Below are 21,952 nucleotides of genomic sequence, written 5' to 3' on the forward strand. Positions count from 1 at the left end.
CATTCACATAATGTATATAAACAATACTTGTTCACAGAACATATTTTTTAAATGCAATTAATTGACAAACTAAATCACATCTAAATACAATGTATAAAACAAAATAACTATACATACCAAACATACAAACACTTAACATATGAATTGCATAAAAACATTACCCAGTCGAACCTCCGGGTCTGAAAGCCCTTGCTTTTCAGTTATTAGCAACATTTAACATTTATAAATTAACATCTGGCTGCGCCAGAGATTACGTCTCTGAGTGCATCGTTGTGCTTGTAGTATAATAAATAAAATGGAGTGTCATTAAGTGGATAAGGTTTTAGATTCAGCCCTCCTTTCTTCGGCAAATAAAAGAAAGGGTATCCTTGCTATTGGCGCACATCCTGACGATATAGAATTAGGCTGTGGCGCATCGCTTGCTCGTCTTGCGCAAAAAGGAATTTATATCGCAGCAGTGGTGATGACTACCGGCAACTCTGGTACAGATGGAATAATCGATCGCCATGAAGAATCGCGCAACGCCCTAAAGATATTAGGGTGCCACCAAACTATTCATCTTAATTTTGCTGACACCCGCGCTCATTTACAGCTCAATGATATGATTTCCGCCCTGGAAGACATCATTAAAAATCAAATTCCTTCTGATGTTGAAATCATGCGGGTATATACCATGCATGATGCCGACCGCCATCAGGATCATCTCGCTGTTTATCAAGCTTCAATGGTTGCCTGCCGCACTATTCCACAAATTCTCGGCTACGAAACCCCAAGTACCTGGCTTTCATTTATGCCTCAGGTTTTTGAATCCGTTAAAGAAGAATATTTCACAGTCAAACTTGCTGCATTAAAAAAACATAAAAGTCAGGAACGACGTGATTATATGCGTCATGATCGCCTGCGTGCAGTTGCACAATTTCGCGGGCAACAGGTCAATAGCGATCTGGGTGAAGGCTTTGTAATTCATAAAATGATTCTTTGAGCAAATTGCATGAAAACCTGGATATTTATCTGTATGTCCATAGCAATGTTGCTATGGTTTTTAAGTACGCTAAGACGTAAACCCAGTCAAAAGAAAGGCTGTATTGACGCCATTATACCTGCGTATAACGAAGGCCCGTGTCTGGCGCAGTCACTGGATAATCTACTGCGTAACCCTTATTTTTGCCGGGTAATTTGCGTTAACGACGGCTCCACGGACAATACCGAAGCGGTCATGGCGGAAGTCAAACGCAAATGGGGCGACCGCTTTGTTGCCGTCACGCAAAAAAATACTGGTAAAGGTGGTGCGCTGATGAATGGCCTCAATTATGCCACCTGCGACCAGGTTTTTTTAAGTGATGCCGACACCTATGTTCCGCCCGATCAAGACGGAATGGGCTATATGCTGGCAGAAATTGAGCGCGGTGCTGATGCCGTAGGCGGCATTCCCTCTACTGCGTTGAAAGGCGCGGGGCTGTTACCGCACATCCGCGCGACCGTAAAGTTGCCGATGATTGTTATGAAGCGCACGCTACAGCAGCTCCTGGGCGGCGCACCGTTTATTATCAGCGGTGCCTGCGGGATGTTCCGTACTGATGTATTGCGTAAGTTCGGTTTCTCGGATCGTACTAAAGTCGAAGACCTTGATCTCACCTGGACATTAGTGGCAAACGGCTACCGTATTCGGCAGGCGAATCGCTGCATCGTATACCCACAGGAATGCAACAGTCCGCGTGAGGAGTGGCGTCGCTGGCGGCGTTGGATTGTGGGATACGCGGTCTGTATGCGCCTGCATAAAAGACTTTTATTTAGCCGCTTCGGTATCTTCAGTATATTTCCTATGCTGTTGGTTGTGATTTATGGCGTTGGGATTTATCTCACTACCTGGTTTAATGAATTCATCACCACCGGGCCGCATGGTGTGGTGTTGGCAATGTTTCCGCTTATCTGGATCGGCGTAGTTTGTGTTATTGGTGCTTTTAGCGCCTGGTTTCATCGTTGCTGGTTGTTGGTGCCTTTAGCGCCGCTTTCCGTTGTGTATGTATTATTAGCTTATGCCATCTGGATTATTTATGGACTTATTGCCTTTTTTACTGGACGCGAACCTCAGCGCGACAAACCCACCCGCTATTCCGCACTGGTGGAAGCGTCAACCGCTTATTCCCAACCTTCTGTCACAGGAACTGAAAAACTATCTGAAGCTTAATGTTAAAGAGAAAAATATTCAGATTGCAGACCAGGTAATTATTGATGAAACTGCAGGTGAAGTTGTTATCGGCGCGAATACCCGTATTTGTCATGGTGCCGTTATTCAGGGTCCGGTAGTGATTGGCGCAAACTGCCTGATAGGTAATTATGCGTTTATTCGTCCTGGCACAATAATCAGCAATGGTGTAAAAATTGGTTTTGCCACCGAAATTAAAAATGCGGTTATTGAAGCGGAAGCAACGATTGGTCCGCAATGTTTTATTGCCGACTCGGTAGTTGCAAACCAGGCATATTTGGGCGCACAAGTACGTACCAGTAATCATCGTCTGGATGAACAGCCTGTGTCTGTTCGAACTCCAGAGGGAATTATCGCTACCGGATGCGATAAATTAGGTTGTTATATCGGGCAGCGTTCACGCCTTGGCGTACAAGTTATAATTTTGCCTGGGCGAATTATTTCCCCGAACACGCAACTTGGCCCGCGCGTGATTGTAGAACGTAATTTACCTGCCGGAACTTATTCACTCCGACAAGAACTTATCCGTACAGGAGATTAAAATGATAAAACGGACGTTATTAGCGGCGGCCATTTTTAGCGCATTGCCCGCTTATGCCGGGTTAACTTCCATTACCGCGGGCTACGATTTTACCGATTATTCTGGCGATCATGGCAACCGTAATTTAGCGTATGCTGAACTGGTGGCGAAAGTTGAAAACGCAACGCTGCTTTTTAATCTTTCCCAGGGGCGTCGTGATTATGAAACTGAACATTTCAATGCCACTCGCGGTCAGGGTGCGGTCTGGTATAAATGGAATAACTGGCTGACAACCCGAACGGGTATTGCCTTTGCGGATAATACGCCGGTCTTTGCCCGCCAGGATTTTCGTCAGGATATTAACCTGGCCCTGTTGCCAAAAACGCTTTTCACGACCGGTTATCGCTACACTAAATATTACGATGATGTCGAAGTCGATGCCTGGCAAGGCGGCGTATCACTCTATACTGGCCCGGTGATCACCAGCTACCGCTATACCCATTATGACTCCAGCGATGCAGGTGGTAGTTATAGCAATATGATTTCCGTGCGTCTGAATGACCCGCGCGGCACTGGTTATACGCAACTATGGCTAAGCCGCGGAACAGGCGCTTACACCTATGACTGGACGCCAGAAACACGCTACGGCAGCATGAAGAGCGTCAGTCTGCAACGTATTCAACCGCTGACTGAGCAACTTAATCTCGGGCTGACGGCAGGTAAAGTGTGGTACGACACCCCAACCGATGATTATAACGGTCTGCAACTTGCAGCCCATCTGACCTGGAAATTCTGATTCCTTCTGCCGCCCGCTATCCGGGGCGGCCTTCCCTGCCGATTAGCCCCCCCCTTTCCTCTTTGTTTTCCGACCACATTCACCGGATAAATTTTATTCTCCAGTGTTATATACTATAGGGGGGTATGCATTGACATATAGCATACCCCCCTATAGTATATTGCGTGCAGATAATGAGGTGCGAAATGCCCAGTACTCCGGAAGAGAAGAAAAAGGTCCTTACTCGAGTTCGTCGTATTCGAGGGCAGATTGATGCTCTGGAACGGTCGCTGGAGGGTGATGCCGAATGCCGTGCCATACTCCAACAGATCGCTGCCGTTCGGGGCGCGGCTAATGGGCTGATGGCAGAAGTGCTTGAAAGCCATATCCGGGAAACGTTTGACCGAAATGACTGCTACAGCCGCGAAGTCAGCCAATCCGTTGACGACACTATTGAACTGGTTCGAGCCTATCTTAAATAGCTGAATCTATTACCATATTGAGGAAGAGCGAGAGATGAAATCACGTGCTGCCGTTGCATTTGCTCCCGGTAAACCGCTGGAAATCGTTGAAATTGACGTTGCACCACCGAAAAAAGGTGAAGTGCTGATTAAAGTCACCCATACCGGCGTTTGCCATACCGACGCATTTACCCTCTCTGGGGATGACCCGGAAGGTGTATTCCCGGTGGTTCTCGGTCACGAAGGGGCCGGCGTTGTGGTTGAAGTCGGTGAAGGCGTAACCAGCGTCAAACCTGGCGACCATGTGATCCCGCTTTACACCGCGGAGTGCGGCGAGTGTGAGTTCTGTCGTTCTGGCAAAACTAACCTCTGTGTTGCGGTTCGCGAAACCCAGGGTAAAGGCTTGATGCCAGACGGCACCACCCGTTTTTCTTACAACGGGCAGCCGCTTTATCACTACATGGGATGCTCAACATTCAGTGAATACACCGTGGTCGCGGAAGTGTCTCTGGCCAAAATTAATCCAGAAGCAAACCATGAACACGTCTGCCTGCTGGGCTGTGGCGTGACCACCGGTATTGGCGCGGTGCACAACACAGCTAAAGTCCAGCCAGGTGATTCTGTTGCCGTGTTTGGTCTTGGCGCGATTGGTCTGGCAGTGGTTCAGGGCGCGCGTCAGGCGAAAGCGGGACGGATTATCGCTATCGATACCAACCCGAAGAAATTCGATCTGGCGCGTCGCTTCGGTGCTACCGACTGCATTAACCCGAATGACTACGACAAACCGATTAAAGATGTCCTGCTGGATATCAACAAATGGGGTATCGACCATACCTTTGAATGCATCGGTAACGTCAACGTGATGCGTGCGGCGCTGGAAAGTGCGCACCGCGGCTGGGGTCAGTCGGTGATCATCGGGGTGGCAGGTTCTGGTCAGGAAATCTCCACCCGTCCATTCCAGTTGGTCACTGGTCGCGTATGGAAAGGTTCCGCGTTTGGCGGCGTGAAAGGTCGTTCCCAGTTACCGGGTATGGTTGAAGATGCGATGAAAGGTGATATCGATCTGGAACCGTTTGTCACGCATACCATGAGCCTTGATGAAATTAATGACGCCTTCGACCTGATGCATGAAGGCAAATCCATTCGAACCGTAATTCGTTACTGATTTCCCGCAGGTATACCCCGTCCACTTCAGACGGGGTTCTTAATACTCTCCCTGGGCAGCCGTCCGGGGGATTAACCGTGAGATAATGACTGATGGAACTCATTGAAAAACATGCCAGCTTTGGCGGCTGGCAAAATGTGTATCGGCATTATTCCCAATCACTGAAATGTGAAATGAATGTCGGCGTCTATCTCCCACCAAAAGCCGCGAATGAAAAATTGCCGGTGCTGTACTGGCTTTCGGGCCTGACCTGCAACGAGCAGAATTTCATTACTAAATCGGGGATGCAGCGTTACGCGGCTGAACACAACATTATTGTTGTTGCGCCGGACACCAGTCCGCGAGGCAGTCATGTCGCAGATGCCGACCGTTACGATCTCGGGCAAGGTGCCGGGTTTTACCTGAACGCAACGCAAGCGCCGTGGAATGAACATTACAAAATGTATGACTATATCCGCAACGAGCTGCCGGATTTAGTGATGCAACATTTTCCGGCAACGACCAGAAAGTCTATCTCTGGTCATTCTATGGGCGGGCTGGGCGCGCTGGTGCTGGCGTTACGTAACCCAGATGAATATGTCAGCGTCTCGGCGTTTTCGCCCATTGTCTCCCCATCGCAAGTACCGTGGGGACAGCAAGCCTTTGCCGCATATCTTGGTGAAAATAAAGATGCCTGGTTGGATTACGATCCGGTGAGTCTTATTTCACAAGGTCAACGCGTTGCGGAAATCATGGTTGATCAGGGGTTGAGTGATGATTTTTACGCGGAACAGCTGCGGACTCCAAATCTTGAAAAGATCTGCCAGGAGATGAATATCAAGACGTTAATCCGTTATCACGAGGGTTACGACCACAGCTATTATTTTGTCTCCAGTTTTATTGGCGAGCATATTGCCTACCACGCCAATAAACTGAATATGCGTTGATAATAGTGCACGACTGCCGGATGCGGCGTGAACGCCTTATCCGGCCTACACTTCGCCCGTAAACCGTAGGCCTGATAAGACGCGCAAAGCGTCGCATCAGGCATGGCGCACGACTTATCTATGTTTACCACATCAAATCATCAGGCACTTTGAAGTCGGCATACGGATCGTCTTCATCCTGCTCTTCGGCACTGAGCGCGCTGTGCAACACAATACTGCTGGCATCACGCTGAGCAATTTTATCGGCAACACTGGCGGGAATAATGGTGTATTCACCTTCGCTATTGTTATCGACCAACAAGCGGGCAATCGCCAGACGACCATTAATCAACTGCGCCTGTGTGAGCTTATCGACAAAAATCTTCTTAATCAGATTGCCGTCAGTGAAGTTAAAACCAATATCGCCATTGGCAATGGTGATTCGGTTCATTTCAATGAGCTGCTTCACCTGGGCTTTATATTCTTTCGCCAACGCCGCTTGTTTTTGCTGTTCGCTAAGCTGTTTATCACGCTCAAGCTGTGCCTTTTTATTTTCTTCTACCGCAGCCCGAGCTTCACGCGCCTGAACGCGCGATTTTTTCGCCGTTCTCTCGACCTTCGCCGCTTTTTTGCTGGTGACTAATCCTGCTTTGAGCAACTGCTCTTGTAAGGTAAGTTTTGCCATCTTTGTTTCCAAACCCGCTGAATAATTTTTAGCGAGTATACCTGTAAACGCCGTGGGTGTATTGGGGGCAAGTCCCTTTCGCCCCTGCTTAATAAGGCGCGTCAGGCATCGGCACACGGCTGCATTCTTGATCTCCGGCTCATCAAAATAAACACCGCCAACCCAGCAACAAGAATACCCGGTGCAGAAGCGGCCATTACGCCGACCGTGCCAGTGCCTAATGCCAGCATTTTCCCGGCCAGTAACGGACCGCTCATAGCCCCCAGACGCCCTACCGCCACGGCTGTTCCCACACCTGTTGCGCGGATCTGCGAACTGTAAAACAACGGTGCCAGGGCATACAAAACGCTTTGCCCACCTGTCGCAAACAACCCCGCGACAAATCCCGCCAGCAACATACCGTTAAATGACGACACCGTTCCAAGTGCCAGCAGCGAAGCTAACATGCCGCTATAAATCAGTAGCGACATGGTCACTGGACGCAGCTTATCCATCAATGCGCCCAACATTAACGTCCCGCTTGCCGCACCCATTTGCAGGGCAAACATCACCCCTGCCGCCTGCGATGGCTGGAATCCTTGCTCCACCAAAAGCAGCGGTAGCCAGTTGATCAACATGTAGACCACCAGCAGAGTGAAGAAATAACACAACCACAGCAGCAGCGTCGCGGTTGCCGTTTCTGGCGCAAATAAGGCACGCAGTGGTGGCGCAGCCTGTTTATCGCCAGCGAAAACCGCCGACTCCGGCAGCCAGCGCATTAATAGCGGCACCAGAATCAACGGCACCACACCACCTACCCAAAACACCGTTTGCCATGCTAAGTTTGCCCCCGCGAAACCCAGTGTCGCCGCCAGCGCCGCGCCAATGGGAACACCGCAATACATCAGGCTCACTGCTGTCCCACGAAAACGTGGACCCGCGGCTTCAGACGTCAGGGCGATAAGATTCGGCAACGCCGCCCCCAGCCCGACACCGGTCATCAGCCGCGCAAAGACCAGTGAGGGGAAATCCCAGGCAATCGCCGTTGCCAGTGAGAACAAACCAAACAGCGCAACTGAGCCAATCAAAATACTCTTACGACCATAACGGTCTGCCAGCATCCCGCCAACCAACGCGCCGGGTAGCAAACCGAGTATTCCGGCGCTAAATATCCAGCCCATTTGCATTTTATCGAGTGCGAAAGCCTGGGCGATGCCACCCGCCGCAATGCCAGCCGCCTGAAGATCCAGCCCTTCCATCAGAGCGACCAAAAAACAAAGCCCGATGGTCAGCATCAGGCGGGATGAAGATGATGAAGGGGTACGAGTCGACATAAGATGAACCTCATTGCGAGTGCAGGTGAATCGCGACTGATACATTGCCAGCCGCGTAATCAGAACTATTTAATGACTGCCTACGGGCGAAATGTAGGCCGGATAAGGCGTTCACGCCGCATCCGGCAGTCGTGCTGGGATGGGCATACAAAATGCACGTTCTCGGCAGTCATCATTATTTGTTGTTGCGCAGATCCAGCGCCACGTCAACGATCATATCCTCCTGGCCGCCAACCATCCGGCGTTTGCCCAGCTCAACGAGAATATCCACCGCACTTAAGCCATAACGCGCCGCCGCCGTTTCACAGTGACGCAGGAAGCTCGAGTAAACACCAGCGTATCCCAGCGCCAGCGTTTCGCGATCGACTCGTACCGGTCGATCCTGCAACGGACGCACCAGGTCGTCGGCGGCATCCATTAACGCATAGAGATCGGTCCCATGCTGCCAGCCCAGTTTATCCGCGGCGGCAATAAACACTTCCAGCGGTGCGTTACCTGCGCCCGCGCCCATTCCCGCGAGGCTGGCGTCGATTCGGTCGCAGCCCTCTTCCACCGCCGCGATAGAGTTCGCCACGCCAAGACTCAGGTTATGGTGAGCGTGCATGCCAGTTTGCGTTTCTGGTTTCAGCTCTGCTTTCAGGGCGCGGAAACGGTCACGGATATCGCTCATGTTCATCGCACCGCCAGAATCCACCACATAAATACAGGTCGCACCGTAGCCTTCCATCAGCTTTGCCTGCTTTGCGAGATTCTCCGGCGTGGTCATATGGCTCATCATCAGAAAACCAACGGTGTCCATTCCGAGCTCGCGGGCATACTGAATATGCTGGGCGGAAACATCAGCTTCGGTACAGTGCGTTGCCACACGAACCACCCGCGCGCCAGCCTGCCAGGCATTTTTCAGATCGTGAATAGTGCCGATTCCTGGCAGCAGCAACGTCGCGATTTTGGCGTGCTTCACCACATCCGCCGCTGCTTCAATCCATTCAAGGTCGCTATGTGCGCCGAAACCATAGTTAAAGCTGGAACCCTGCAAACCGTCGCCATGGGCCACTTCAATCGAATCCACGCGGGCATCGTCCAGTGCTTTGGCAATCTGGCGAACGTTTTCCAGCGAATACTGATGACGAATGGCGTGCATACCGTCACGCAACGTGACGTCCGAGATATAAAGTTTTTTACCGTTCATGCCGCTTCTCCTGCCTTGCGCGCCAGTGACTGGGCCATTTTTTCCGCTGTCGCCAGCGCACTGGAAGTCATAATGTCGAGGTTGCCCGCATAGGCAGGCAGATAATGCGCTGCGCCTTCGACTTCCAGCCAGACCGCTGTTTTCAGTCCGGAGAATTGCCCCACGCCCGGTAAATTGACCGGTTTATCCTGCGGGATAACTTCAAACTGCACGCGCTGTTTCAGGCGATAACCCGGTACGTAAGCCTGCACCGCCTCAGCCATTTCATTGATTGAGGCTTCGATATCATCTTGTGAAGCTTCGTCGCTCAATACATACACCGTGTCACGCATCATCAACGGTGGCTCTGCTGGGTTAAGCACAATAATCGCCTTCCCTTTTGCCGCGCCGCCCACCACTTCAATGGCTCGGGAAGTGGTTTCCGTAAATTCATCGATATTGGCACGCGTGCCAGGTCCGGCAGATTTACTGGCGATAGAAGCGATAATTTCGGCGTAATGAACACGCGCCACGCGTGAAACTGCCGCCACCATTGGAATGGTGGCCTGGCCGCCGCAGGTGACCATGTTGACGTTCAGTTGATCGACGTTCGCCTCGAGGTTAACCACCGGCACGCAGTAAGGGCCGATGGCAGCAGGCGTCAGGTCAATTAAGCGAATATCCGGTTTCGCTTCGCGTAAAGCGGCATCGTTTTTCACATGCGCGCCCGCGCTGGTCGCATCAAATACAATGTCGATATCAGCAAATTCAGGCATGTTCATCAGCCCGATCACCCCTTCATGGGTGGTGGCGACGCCCATACGTCTGGCACGCGCCAGACCGTCGGACTGAGGATCAATGCCGACCATCACCGCCATCTCCAGATGCTGACCGTGACGCAAAATTTTAATCATCAGATCGGTGCCAATGTTGCCAGAACCGATAATGGCGACTTTACGCTTACTCATGACAGACTTCCTTTTGGGGCTGCGCTTGAAAATGTCGCAGCAACTGAACCTATGCCTTCAATATGGGCTTCAAAACGATCGCCCGCATTCACCGCCACCATCGGGCCTAATGCCCCGGTAAGAATGATATCTCCGGCGCGCAGCGGTTCACCCAGACTGGCCATTTTGCGTGCCAGCCAGACGGCGGCATTAAGCGGATGTCCCAGGCATTCGCTGCCGCGCCCGCTGGAAACCTCTTCGTTATTACGCGTCATCTTCATGGCGCAGTTTTTCAGGTCTAACCCCGCCGGACGTTGCGCCGGACCGCCGATGACATACACCCCGCAGGAAGCGTTATCTGCCACGGTATCGACAAACTGAATCGACCAGTCGCGAATGCGGCTCCCCACCACTTCCAGCGCCGGAAGTACCCATTCAATGGCGTTATACAGTTCGTCGAAGGTGATATCAGTTGCGGGTAAATCGCGGTTCAACACCAGTGCGATCTCCGCTTCAATGCGGGGTTGCAGAACACGGGAAAAAGGAATGATTTCGTTATCGCCATAACACATGTCGGCAAATAACGTCCCAAAATCCGGTTGATCAACGCCCAGTTGTTGTTGCACTTTCGGATGCGTCAGGCCCACTTTACGCCCTACCACGCGACGCCCCTGCACAACGTCATATTGCACATTTATGTGCTGAATGGCGTAGGCCGCTTCAGCGTTATCGATACCAATCAGATCGCGCAGCGGCGCAATCGCTTCGCCCTGCTCTGCGGCGCGGCGTAAATCCGCCGCCAGTTGCTCAAGAGTATGCTTCGTCATGACCATTCCTTAAGGGCGTGCGAGGAAATTCAGCACCAATTGATTGAAAGCGTCGGCATGTTCCCACTGCGCCCAGTGACCACAGTCGCGGAAGATATGCAGTTCAGAACCGGCAATGCCGGACAGCAGACGCAGACCCGCATCCATCGGCACAAAGCGGTCGTTGCGCCCCCAGACAATCAGGGTTTGCGCTTTGATTTCCGCCAGACGTGGGCCAAAATCCGGGAACTGTTTCGGATTAGCTTCCAGGCTCTTAACGAAGTTTTCCAGGTGATCGCGGCGCGACAGCATATTATTCAGGCGCGCTTCAAACAGGGCGTCGGTCAAATCGCTGGTATCAAAAACGAAGATATCCATCATCAGCTTCAGGTTTTCGATAGTCGGCTGACGATAAAGCTGATTCAGTCGCTTAATACCTTCGGTTGGCATCGGCGTAAACAAACTCATGCCGCCCGTACCGCCGCCCATCAGCACCAGTTTGCCGACGCGCTCCGGCCAGTTAAGGGTGAACGCCACAGAACTATGGCCGCCCATCGAGTTGCCCAGCAGGTGGATTTTGGCGATATCCAGTTGATCCACCACGCTTTTCAGGATTCGTGCATTAAGATCCGATCGTGAACCACTATTAACGATCGAATCGCTTTTGCCCCAACCCGGACAATCCAGCAGGATTACCCGATAGCCCGCCTCTACCAGCGGATCGATATTGCGGCTGAAGTTCGCCCAGCCAGTAGCACCCGGGCCGGAACCATGCAGCAGGACAACGGTTTCGTCGCCTTGTCCGCAGTCATTAAAATGGATGCGCAGCGTTTTACCCGCTTCTTCTACATTCAGAAAACGGCTGGTGGCGGCTTCGGTTTGTGGCTGATAACTCATCATCTTCTCCTGCATATTCAGTTCTCTGTTCTGGCGCTTAACGAGCCAAATCCGGCAATCCACTCCGGGATTGGGCGGTAATAACGCCCTTCGCTACGCCAGTTGCCAAATGTAGAAATAGCGGCAAAAGCGGCGACCCAGGTTTTGATTTCATGTGTCGACTTTCCGGCAATGGCGGAAAGCTCTTCGTTACTGACGGCATCCAGTTCCTGTATGCGTCCCTGCTCCAGCAAAGTCATGAACTGGTTATCCCAAATCGGGTTGAGCGGATGCAGAGTTCTCTGATCCTCAACAAACTTCTCAGCGGCGCTAATCACCCGTTGCTGACGCAATTCGCGCTCACTGGCGGGTAAATCTTTCCCGCTCCCCAACAGACGGTCGCGCATATGGGCATCGGCTTTCGCCAGTTCGGGCACCGGCGGCTGATGGGAAAGCCCACCGGAACCCAGGAACAGCACGCGTTTATTGAGAGTGCTGGTGAAACGTCCAATGGCTTCACCCAACATGCGGGTACGCTGGAAACCGGGCAGCGGCGTGGCGACACCGTTGATGAACACAGGCAGAACTGGCACCTTATCCAGCCCACCGAGCAGGAACTCCAGCGGCTGGGCGAACCCGTGGTCCACCTGCATACAGTAAGAAACGGCAAGATCGATCCCGCTCTTCATGACAGCATGCGCACAGGCCTCCGCCAGCTCCACAGGCACGGGCAGCTCTCCTGCCGCACTGCCGAAATCACCAATTGCCGTCGCTCCAACGCCTAAACAGAACGGTGGCATCACGTCATAGAAAAAGCCGTTGTAGTGATCTGGCGCAAACAGCACCACCAGTTCAGGGGAGAAAGCCGCAATACGCTCGCGGGCGCTGGCAATCACGCCATTGACCTCATCGAGTACCTCTTGCGCCGGGTCGACATACCCCACCAACGGCGAGTGGGAAAGACAGTGAAGATAAGCGTGCATATCAGGCTACCTTTTCGACAGAAACGTCGGCATCAGGGCGGGTCAGCGTCATCACCGACGCCAGTTTATTCAGCGTATTGCCCAGGGTTTGCGGAATGGCGGTGGCGGCAACAAAGCGATCCGGGCGCATCACCACCAGCGAAGCATTGTGTTGCGCGAACCAGCTACGCAGACGACCTTGCGTATCGCCCACGCGTAGCACGCCGTCGTGGTTATCCTGTGCGGTATGAATTTGCACTTCCGGCACCACCTGAATGAAGCGTGTGCCCAACGCGCGCCACTGCTGGATTTGCTCGTCGCTCATCCCCCACAGTGGATTGCATCCCCAGCCAATTACCGCGAAGTTCGCGCCAATCGCGTTATCGAGCAGCGTCACGTCACCGTTTTCCAGCGTGACTTTCGGCTGAATAAACATCTTGCCGACCGGAGAGTGCTTCGCTTCGCCCTCACGCACCAGCGCACCGCCGTAATATTGCGGCATCGGCTTGAAGCGCATTTCGAGGAAATAGCGTTTTACTGGCGGCAGATAATTCAACAGCCAGGAAACGCCGTCACGTAACGTACCCTGCCAGCGTTTCGGCGGAGCCAGCACGTTGCCCGCCGTCACGGACAGGTCAATCATCGCTTTGGCGTGATCGCGACGTTCTTGTTGATAGGTATCGAGCAGCGCATCGCGGGCTTTCCCCTGGATAACCAACGCCAGTTTCCAGGCGAGGTTAAAGGCGTCGCGCATACCACTGTTATAGCCCTGCCCCTGCCACACCGGCATGATGTGCGCGGCATCGCCCGCCAGCAGTACGCGATCAATACGGAAACGTTGCGCCAGTCGCGCGTTATGGGTGTAGACACGCTGGCGAATCAATTCAACATTGTCCGGATTAGGCAGCACTTTGCTTAACAGCTTGCGCATATTTTGCGGCTCACGCAGCTGCTCTTCGGTTTCTCCCGGCATCACCATAAATTCAAAGCGACGTACCGCATGAGGCAGCGCGGCAGAAACATACGGGCGCACCGGATCGCAACACAAATAGATATGCGGCGTACTTAACGGATCGTTGGCGATATCTACCACAATCCACTGATTTGGCGCAGTTTTACCTTCAAACGGCACATTCAGAGTGCGACGGACAAAACTTGCTCCACCGTCACAGGCTACCAGCCACTGGGCTTTGACCGTTTCCCGCTGCCCTTCTGCCGTTTTCAGGTGCAAGGTCACTTCGTCATTTTGCTGGCTGAAGGCCTCCAGCTCGCGGGCAAACAAGCAGCGCACATTCGGAAAACGCGACAACCCTTCCAGCATCACCGCATCGACCTGTGGCTGAATAAAGGCGTTACGGCGCGGCCAGCCAAATTCATCGGTCATTGGCTGAATATCAGCAAAACAGTGGCCTTTTGGGGTGAGAAAACGCATCGCGTGCCACGGTGTAGTGTGCGGCAGAACATTCTCGACCAGGCCGACCGACTGCATGGTGCGCAGCGCCTCGTCATCAATACCAATCGCACGCGGGTAGTCGATCAACTTATCGAGTTTCTCCACCACCAGCACGTCAATGCCCATCTGACCGAGATAGTTCGCCATCATCAGCCCAACCGGACCGGCACCAGCGATCGCCACCTGAACGCTATGGTTAACAGCAGGCTGGATGTCAGGGTGTTGTATTGCCATTTCAGTACCTCACGACTCGGACAAAATGCCGTTGCGCGCACAGTACAGCGCAACTTATTTTGTTAAAAACATGTAAATGATTTTTTATTGTGCGCTCAGTATAGGAAGGGTGTTTTCGGCTACAATCAAAACATGCCCGAATGTGCACCAGGTGCACAACGTTGTTTTAACTATAGAAATGTCAATTAATATGCAGAACAATGAGCAGACGGAATACAAAACCGTGCGCGGCTTAACCCGCGGTCTAATGTTATTAAATATGTTAAATAAACTTGATGGCGGTGCCAGCGTCGGGCTGCTGGCGGAACTCAGCGGCCTGCATCGCACCACTGTGCGGCGACTGCTGGAGACGCTGCAGGAAGAGGGATATGTCCGCCGTAGCCCCTCCGATGATAGTTTTCGACTGACCATCAAAGTGCGGCAATTAAGCGAAGGATTTCGTGACGAACAGTGGATTTCTGCACTGGCGGCCCCACTGCTGGGCGATCTGTTGCGCGAAGTGGTATGGCCGACAGATGTGTCCACGCTGGATGTTGATGCAATGGTGGTACGCGAAACCACTCACCGTTTCAGCCGCTTATCCTTTCACCGGGCAATGGTCGGGCGACGTTTGCCGCTTCTGAAAACCGCCTCGGGCCTGACCTGGCTGGCCTTTTGCCCGGAACAAGACCGCAAGGAATTAATCGAAATGTTAGCCTCCCGCCCCGGTGATGACTATCAACTGGCACGGGAACCGTTAAAGCTGGAAGCCATTCTGGCGCGCGCGCGCAAAGAGGGTTACGGACAGAACTACCGCGGCTGGGATCAGGAGGAGAAGATTGCCTCTATCGCCGTACCGCTGCGCAGTGAACAACGGGTGATTGGCTGTCTGAATCTGGTGTATATGGCGAGCGCAATGACCATTGAACAGGCAGCGGAAAAGCATCTTCCGGCGCTACAACGGGTAGCAAAACAGATCGAAGAAGGGGTTGAATCGCAGGCTATTCTGGTGGCCGGACGGCGAAGCGGCGTGCATTTACGTTGACACCATCGAATGGCGCAAAACCTTTCGTGGTATGGCATGATAGCGCCCGGAAGAGAGTCAATTCAGGGTGGTGAATGTGAAACCAGTAACGCTATACGATGTCGCAGAGTATGCCGGTGTCTCTTATCAGACCGTTTCTCGCGTGGTGAACCAGGCCAGCCACGTTTCTGCGAAAACGCGAGAAAAAGTGGAAGCGGCGATGGCGGAGCTGAATTACATTCCCAACCGCGTGGCACAACAACTGGCGAGCAAACAGTCGTTGCTGATTGGCGTTGCCACCTCCAGTCTGGCCCTGCACGCGCCGTCGCAAATTGTCGCGGCGATTAAATCTCGCGCCGATCAACTGGGTGCCAGCGTGGTGGTGTCGATGGTAGAACGAAGCGGCGTCGAAGCCTGTAAAGCGGCGGTGCACAATCTTCTCGCGCAACGCGTCAGTGGGCTGATCATTAACTATCCGCTGGATGACCAGGATGCCATTGATGTGGAAGCTGCCTGCACTAATGTTCCGGCGTTATTTCTTGATGTCTCTGACCAGACACCCATCAACAGTATTATTTTCTCCCATGAAGACGGTACGCGACTGGGCGTGGAGCATCTGGTCGCATTGGGTCACCAGCAAATCGCGCTGTTAGCGGGCCCATTAAGTTCTGTCTCGGCGCGTCTGCGTCTGGCTGGCTGGCATAAATATCTCACTCGCAATCAAATTCAGCCGATAGCGGAACGGGAAGGCGACTGGAGTGCCATGTCCGGTTTTCAACAAACCATGCAAATGCTGAATGAGGGCATCGTTCCCACTGCGATGCTGGTTGCCAACGATCAGATGGCGCTGGGCGCAATGCGCGCCATTACCGAGTCCGGACTGCGCGTTGGTGCGGATATCTCGGTAGTGGGATACGACGATACCGAAGACAGCTCATGTTATATCCCGCCGTTAACCACCATCAAACAGGATTTTCGCCTGCTGGGGCAAACCAGCGTGGACCGCTTGCTGCAACTCTCTCAGGGCCAGGCGGTGAAGGGCAATCAGCTGTTGCCCGTCTCACTGGTGAAAAGAAAAACCACCCTGGCGCCCAATACGCAAACCGCCTCTCCCCGCGCGTTGGCCGATTCATTAATGCAGCTGGCACGACAGGTTTCCCGACTGGAAAGCGGGCAGTGAGCGCAACGCAATTAATGTGAGTTAGCTCACTCATTAGGCACCCCAGGCTTTATACTTTATGCTTCCGGCTCGTATGTTGTGTGAAATTGTGAGCGGATAACAATTTCACACAGGAAACAGCTATGACCATGATTACGGATTCACTGGCCGTCGTTTTACAACGTCGTGACTGGGAAAACCCTGGCGTTACCCAACTTAATCGCCTTGCAGCACATCCCCCTTTCGCCAGCTGGCGTAATAGCGAAGAGGCCCGCACCGATCGCCCTTCCCAACAGTTGCGCAGCCTGAATGGCGAATGGCGCTTTGCCTGGTTTCCGGCACCAGAAGCGGTGCCGGAAAGCTGGCTGGAGTGCGATCTTCCTGAGGCCGATACTGTCGTCGTCCCCTCAAACTGGCAGATGCACGGTTACGATGCGCCCATCTACACCAACGTGACCTATCCCATTACGGTCAATCCGCCGTTTGTTCCCACGGAGAATCCGACGGGTTGTTACTCGCTCACATTTAATGTTGATGAAAGCTGGCTACAGGAAGGCCAGACGCGAATTATTTTTGATGGCGTTAACTCGGCGTTTCATCTGTGGTGCAACGGTCGCTGGGTCGGTTACGGTCAGGACAGTCGTTTGCCGTCTGAATTTGACCTGAGCGCATTTTTACGCGCCGGAGAAAACCGCCTCGCGGTGATGGTGCTGCGCTGGAGTGACGGCAGTTATCTGGAAGATCAGGATATGTGGCGGATGAGCGGCATTTTCCGTGACGTCTCGTTGCTGCATAAACCGACTACACAAATCAGCGATTTCCATGTTGCCACTCGCTTTAATGATGATTTCAGCCGCGCTGTACTGGAGGCTGAAGTTCAGATGTGCGGCGAGTTGCGTGACTACCTACGGGTAACAGTTTCTTTATGGCAGGGTGAAACGCAGGTCGCCAGCGGCACCGCGCCTTTCGGCGGTGAAATTATCGATGAGCGTGGTAGTTATGCCGATCGCGTCACACTACGTCTGAACGTCGAAAACCCGAAACTGTGGAGCGCCGAAATCCCGAATCTCTATCGTGCGGTGGTTGAACTGCACACCGCCGACGGCACGCTGATTGAAGCAGAAGCCTGCGATGTCGGTTTCCGCGAGGTGCGGATTGAAAATGGTCTGCTGCTGCTGAACGGCAAGCCGTTGCTGATTCGAGGCGTTAACCGTCACGAGCATCATCCTCTGCATGGTCAGGTCATGGATGAGCAGACGATGGTGCAGGATATCCTGCTGATGAAGCAGAACAACTTTAACGCCGTGCGCTGTTCGCATTATCCGAACCATCCGCTGTGGTACACGCTGTGCGACCGCTACGGCCTGTATGTGGTGGATGAAGCCAATATTGAAACCCACGGCATGGTGCCAATGAATCGTCTGACCGATGATCCGCGCTGGCTACCGGCGATGAGCGAACGCGTAACGCGAATGGTGCAGCGCGATCGTAATCACCCGAGTGTGATCATCTGGTCGCTGGGGAATGAATCAGGCCACGGCGCTAATCACGACGCGCTGTATCGCTGGATCAAATCTGTCGATCCTTCCCGCCCGGTGCAGTATGAAGGCGGCGGAGCCGACACCACGGCCACCGATATTATTTGCCCGATGTACGCGCGCGTGGATGAAGACCAGCCCTTCCCGGCTGTGCCGAAATGGTCCATCAAAAAATGGCTTTCGCTACCTGGAGAGACGCGCCCGCTGATCCTTTGCGAATACGCCCACGCGATGGGTAACAGTCTTGGCGGCTTCGCTAAATACTGGCAGGCGTTTCGTCAGTACCCCCGTTTACAGGGCGGCTTCGTCTGGGACTGGGTGGATCAGTCGCTGATTAAATATGATGAAAACGGCAACCCGTGGTCGGCTTACGGCGGTGATTTTGGCGATACGCCGAACGATCGCCAGTTCTGTATGAACGGTCTGGTCTTTGCCGACCGCACGCCGCATCCAGCGCTGACGGAAGCAAAACACCAGCAGCAGTTTTTCCAGTTCCGTTTATCCGGGCAAACCATCGAAGTGACCAGCGAATACCTGTTCCGTCATAGCGATAACGAGCTCCTGCACTGGATGGTGGCGCTGGATGGTAAGCCGCTGGCAAGCGGTGAAGTGCCTCTGGATGTCGCTCCACAAGGTAAACAGTTGATTGAACTGCCTGAACTACCGCAGCCGGAGAGCGCCGGGCAACTCTGGCTCACAGTACGCGTAGTGCAACCGAACGCGACCGCATGGTCAGAAGCCGGGCACATCAGCGCCTGGCAGCAGTGGCGTCTGGCGGAAAACCTCAGTGTGACGCTCCCCTCCGCGTCCCATATCATCCCGCAACTAACCACCAGCGAAACGGATTTTTGCATCGAGCTGGGTAATAAGCGTTGGCAATTTAACCGTCAGTCAGGCCTTCTTTCACAGATGTGGATTGGCGATAAAAAACAACTGCTGACGCCGCTGCGCGATCAGTTCACCCGCGCACCGCTGGATAACGACATTGGCGTAAGTGAAGCGACCCGTATTGACCCTAACGCCTGGGTCGAACGCTGGAAGGCGACGGGCCATTACCAGGCCGAAGCGGCGTTGTTGCAGTGCACGGCAGATACACTTGCCGACGCGGTGCTGATTACGACCGCTCACGCGTGGCAGCATCAGGGAAAAACCTTATTTATCAGCCGGAAAACCTACCGGATTGATGGTAGTGGTCAAATGGCGATTACCGTTGATGTTGAAGTAGCGAGCGATACACCGCATCCGGCTCGGATTGGCCTGACCTGCCAGCTGGCGCAGGTCGCAGAACGGGTAAACTGGCTCGGATTAGGGCCGCAAGAAAACTATCCCGACCGCCTTACTGCCGCCTGTTTTGACCGCTGGGATCTGCCATTGTCAGACATGTATACCCCGTACGTCTTCCCGAGCGAAAACGGTCTGCGCTGCGGGACGCGCGAATTGAATTATGGCCCACACCAGTGGCGCGGCGACTTCCAGTTCAATATCAGTCGCTACAGCCAACAACAACTGATGGAAACCAGCCATCGCCATCTGCTGCACGCGGAAGAAGGCACATGGCTGAATATCGACGGTTTCCATATGGGGATTGGTGGCGACGACTCCTGGAGCCCGTCAGTATCGGCGGAATTCCAGCTGAGCGCCGGTCGCTACCATTACCAGTTGGTCTGGTGTCAAAAATAATAATAACCGGGCAGGCCATGTCTGCCCGTATTTCGCGTAAGGAAATCCATTATGTACTATTTAAAAAACACAAACTTTTGGATGTTCGGTTTATTCTTTTTCTTTTACTTTTTTATCATGGGAGCCTACTTCCCGTTTTTCCCGATTTGGCTACATGACATCAACCATATCAGCAAAAGTGATACGGGTATTATTTTTGCCGCTATTTCTCTGTTCTCGCTATTATTCCAACCGCTGTTTGGTCTGCTTTCTGACAAACTCGGGCTGCGCAAATACCTGCTGTGGATTATTACCGGCATGTTAGTGATGTTTGCGCCGTTCTTTATTTTTATCTTCGGGCCACTGTTACAATACAACATTTTAGTAGGATCGATTGTTGGTGGTATTTATCTAGGCTTTTGTTTTAACGCCGGTGCGCCAGCAGTAGAGGCATTTATTGAGAAAGTCAGCCGTCGCAGTAATTTCGAATTTGGTCGCGCGCGGATGTTTGGCTGTGTTGGCTGGGCGCTGTGTGCCTCGATTGTCGGCATCATGTTCACCATCAATAATCAGTTTGTTTTCTGGCTGGGTTCTGGCTGTGCACTCATCCTCGCCGTTTTACTCTTTTTCGCCAAAACGGATGCGCCCTCTTCCGCCACGGTTGCCAATGCGGTAGGTGCCAACCATTCGGCATTTAGCCTTAAGCTGGCGCTGGAACTGTTCAGACAGCCAAAACTGTGGTTTTTGTCACTGTATGTTATTGGCGTTTCCTGCACCTACGATGTTTTTGACCAACAGTTTGCTAATTTCTTTACTTCGTTCTTTGCTACCGGTGAACAGGGTACGCGGGTATTTGGCTACGTAACGACAATGGGCGAATTACTTAACGCCTCGATTATGTTCTTTGCGCCACTGATCATTAATCGCATCGGTGGGAAAAACGCCCTGCTGCTGGCTGGCACTATTATGTCTGTACGTATTATTGGCTCATCGTTCGCCACCTCAGCGCTGGAAGTGGTTATTCTGAAAACGCTGCATATGTTTGAAGTACCGTTCCTGCTGGTGGGCTGCTTTAAATATATTACCAGCCAGTTTGAAGTGCGTTTTTCAGCGACGATTTATCTGGTCTGTTTCTGCTTCTTTAAGCAACTGGCGATGATTTTTATGTCTGTACTGGCGGGCAATATGTATGAAAGCATCGGTTTCCAGGGCGCTTATCTGGTGCTGGGTCTGGTGGCGCTGGGCTTCACCTTAATTTCCGTGTTCACGCTTAGCGGCCCCGGCCCGCTTTCTCTACTGCGTCGTCAGGTGAATGAAGTCGCTTAAGCAATCAATGTCGGATGCGGCGCGAGCGCCTTATCCGACCAACATATCAGGACGGAATGATCGCAATGAACATGTCGATGACAGAAAGAATAAAAGCAGGCAAGCTATTTACCGATATGTGCGAAGGCTTACCGGAAAAAAGACTTCGTGGGAAAACGTTAATGTATGAGTTTAATCACTCGCATCCATCAGAAGTTGAAAAAAGAGAAAGCCTGATTAAAGAAATGTTTGCCACGGTAGGGGAAAACGCCTGGATAGAACCACCTGTCTATTTCTCTTACGGTTCCAACATCCATATAGGCCGCAATTTTTATGCAAATTTCAATTTAACCATTGTCGACGACTACACGGTAACGATCGGTGATAACGTATTGATTGCACCCAATGTTACTCTTTCCGTTACGGGACACCCTGTACACCATGAATTGAGAAAAAACGGTGAGATGTACTCTTTTCCGATAACGATTGGCAATAACGTCTGGATCGGAAGTCATGTGGTTATTAATCCAGGCGTCACCATCGGGGATAATTCTGTTATTGGCGCGGGTAGTGTCGTCATAAAAGACATTCCACCAAACGTCGTGGCTGCTGGCGTTCCTTGCCGGGTTATTCGCGAAATAAACGACCGGGATAAGCAATATTATTTCAGAGATTACAAAGTTGAATCGTCAGTTTAAATTATAAAAATTGCCTGATACGCTTCGCTTATCAGGCCTTGTATTATCCCTCCAGTGCAGAGAAAATCGGCCAGTTTTCTCTGCCTGCAGTCCGCATGCCGTATCGGGCCTTGG

General features: G+C 52.4%; 20 protein-coding genes. 12 read left to right on the top strand and 8 right to left on the bottom strand.

Annotated features, from left to right (window positions below):
• The first annotated feature begins 310 nt into the window (after positions 1 to 310).
• From QZF50_RS14780 to fghA, 7 genes are all read left to right on the top strand, one after another.
• A complete protein-coding gene (locus QZF50_RS14780; RefSeq protein ID WP_000362029.1) occupies positions 311 to 982 on the top strand; it encodes a PIG-L deacetylase family protein in 672 nt (223 codons plus the stop codon).
• Between the two features lie 9 nt (positions 983 to 991).
• Positions 992 to 2,188: a glycosyltransferase family 2 protein gene (locus QZF50_RS14785; protein WP_000860438.1), complete on the top strand. Its 1,197-nt coding sequence runs from the start codon at positions 992 to 994 to the stop codon at positions 2,186 to 2,188.
• Complete coding sequence (locus tag QZF50_RS14790) at positions 2,166 to 2,747, top strand: acetyltransferase (protein WP_024194469.1); 582 nt, start codon at positions 2,166 to 2,168, stop codon at positions 2,745 to 2,747. Before QZF50_RS14785 ends, QZF50_RS14790 begins: the two co-directional genes overlap by 23 nt.
• Position 2,748: 1 nt before the next feature.
• Positions 2,749 to 3,522 carry a YaiO family outer membrane beta-barrel protein gene (locus QZF50_RS14795; protein WP_000596085.1) on the top strand — a complete coding sequence of 258 codons (774 nt, stop codon included), beginning with the start codon at positions 2,749 to 2,751 and terminating at the stop codon, positions 3,520 to 3,522.
• A gap of 185 nt (positions 3,523 to 3,707) precedes the next feature.
• Complete coding sequence (frmR, locus tag QZF50_RS14800; RefSeq protein ID WP_001141271.1) at positions 3,708 to 3,983, top strand: formaldehyde-responsive transcriptional repressor FrmR; 276 nt, start codon at positions 3,708 to 3,710, stop codon at positions 3,981 to 3,983.
• 34 nt (positions 3,984 to 4,017) lie between these two features.
• A complete protein-coding gene (gene frmA / locus QZF50_RS14805; protein ID WP_000842102.1) occupies positions 4,018 to 5,127 on the top strand; it encodes an S-(hydroxymethyl)glutathione dehydrogenase in 1,110 nt (369 codons plus the stop codon).
• A 92-nt stretch (positions 5,128 to 5,219) separates the two neighbouring features.
• Complete coding sequence (gene fghA, locus QZF50_RS14810) at positions 5,220 to 6,053, top strand: S-formylglutathione hydrolase (protein WP_000419049.1); 834 nt, start codon at positions 5,220 to 5,222, stop codon at positions 6,051 to 6,053.
• Positions 6,054 to 6,177: 124 nt separating this feature from the next.
• On the opposite strand, the gene QZF50_RS14815 is transcribed toward fghA, so the two are convergent.
• The 8 genes from QZF50_RS14815 to QZF50_RS14850 form a co-directional block, all read right to left on the bottom strand.
• Positions 6,178 to 6,717: a DUF2058 domain-containing protein gene (locus tag QZF50_RS14815; RefSeq protein WP_001096707.1), complete on the bottom strand. Its 540-nt coding sequence runs from the start codon at positions 6,715 to 6,717 to the stop codon at positions 6,178 to 6,180.
• Between the two features lie 101 nt (positions 6,718 to 6,818).
• Positions 6,819 to 8,030, bottom strand: coding sequence for a 3-(3-hydroxy-phenyl)propionate transporter MhpT (mhpT, locus tag QZF50_RS14820; protein WP_000107641.1), 1,212 nt, complete (start codon positions 8,028 to 8,030; stop codon positions 6,819 to 6,821).
• Positions 8,031 to 8,205: 175 nt separating this feature from the next.
• Complete coding sequence (gene mhpE / locus QZF50_RS14825) at positions 8,206 to 9,219, bottom strand: 4-hydroxy-2-oxovalerate aldolase (RefSeq protein ID WP_001013499.1); 1,014 nt, start codon at positions 9,217 to 9,219, stop codon at positions 8,206 to 8,208.
• Positions 9,216 to 10,166, bottom strand: coding sequence for an acetaldehyde dehydrogenase (mhpF, locus tag QZF50_RS14830; RefSeq protein WP_000044314.1), 951 nt, complete (start codon positions 10,164 to 10,166; stop codon positions 9,216 to 9,218). The genes mhpE and mhpF overlap by 4 nt, the downstream gene beginning before the upstream one ends.
• The gene (mhpD, locus tag QZF50_RS14835; RefSeq protein ID WP_000160734.1) at positions 10,163 to 10,972 is read right to left on the bottom strand and encodes a 2-keto-4-pentenoate hydratase; all 810 of its coding nucleotides are present in this window, start codon (positions 10,970 to 10,972) and stop codon (positions 10,163 to 10,165) included. Before mhpD ends, mhpF begins: the two co-directional genes overlap by 4 nt.
• 9 nt (positions 10,973 to 10,981) lie before the next feature.
• Positions 10,982 to 11,848: a 2-hydroxy-6-oxonona-2,4-dienedioate hydrolase gene (gene mhpC, locus QZF50_RS14840; protein WP_000121898.1), complete on the bottom strand. Its 867-nt coding sequence runs from the start codon at positions 11,846 to 11,848 to the stop codon at positions 10,982 to 10,984.
• A 17-nt stretch (positions 11,849 to 11,865) separates the two neighbouring features.
• Entirely contained in the window at positions 11,866 to 12,810 is a 945-nt protein-coding gene (gene mhpB, locus QZF50_RS14845; protein WP_000543459.1) for a 2,3-dihydroxyphenylpropionate/2,3-dihydroxicinnamic acid 1,2-dioxygenase, read from the bottom strand.
• 1 nt (position 12,811) lies between these two features.
• On the bottom strand, positions 12,812 to 14,476 hold the full coding sequence (locus QZF50_RS14850; RefSeq protein ID WP_061892155.1) for a bifunctional 3-(3-hydroxy-phenyl)propionate/3-hydroxycinnamic acid hydroxylase: 1,665 nt from the start codon (positions 14,474 to 14,476) through the stop codon (positions 12,812 to 12,814).
• A gap of 190 nt (positions 14,477 to 14,666) precedes the next feature.
• On the opposite strand from QZF50_RS14850, the gene QZF50_RS14855 reads away from it, so the two are divergent.
• The 5 genes from QZF50_RS14855 to lacA all read left to right on the top strand — a co-directional run bounded on the left by QZF50_RS14855 (position 14,667) and on the right by lacA (position 21,838).
• Positions 14,667 to 15,500 (top strand): DNA-binding transcriptional regulator, encoded by an 834-nt coding sequence (locus QZF50_RS14855; RefSeq protein ID WP_001297745.1) that lies wholly within the window; start codon positions 14,667 to 14,669, stop codon positions 15,498 to 15,500.
• A gap of 76 nt (positions 15,501 to 15,576) precedes the next feature.
• A complete protein-coding gene (gene lacI / locus QZF50_RS14860) occupies positions 15,577 to 16,659 on the top strand; it encodes a DNA-binding transcriptional repressor LacI (RefSeq protein WP_073972123.1) in 1,083 nt (360 codons plus the stop codon).
• A 122-nt stretch (positions 16,660 to 16,781) separates the two neighbouring features.
• The gene (lacZ, locus tag QZF50_RS14865) at positions 16,782 to 19,856 is read left to right on the top strand and encodes a beta-galactosidase (RefSeq protein WP_000177923.1); all 3,075 of its coding nucleotides are present in this window, start codon (positions 16,782 to 16,784) and stop codon (positions 19,854 to 19,856) included.
• 51 nt (positions 19,857 to 19,907) lie between these two features.
• Positions 19,908 to 21,161, top strand: coding sequence for a lactose permease (gene lacY, locus QZF50_RS14870; RefSeq protein WP_000291549.1), 1,254 nt, complete (start codon positions 19,908 to 19,910; stop codon positions 21,159 to 21,161).
• Positions 21,162 to 21,226: 65 nt separating this feature from the next.
• Entirely contained in the window at positions 21,227 to 21,838 is a 612-nt protein-coding gene (lacA, locus tag QZF50_RS14875; protein WP_001342766.1) for a galactoside O-acetyltransferase, read from the top strand.
• The last annotated feature ends 114 nt before the right edge of the window (positions 21,839 to 21,952 follow it).

It is taken from the genome of uncultured Escherichia sp. (assembly GCF_948475835.1).
Taxonomy (GTDB): domain Bacteria; phylum Pseudomonadota; class Gammaproteobacteria; order Enterobacterales; family Enterobacteriaceae; genus ECMA0423.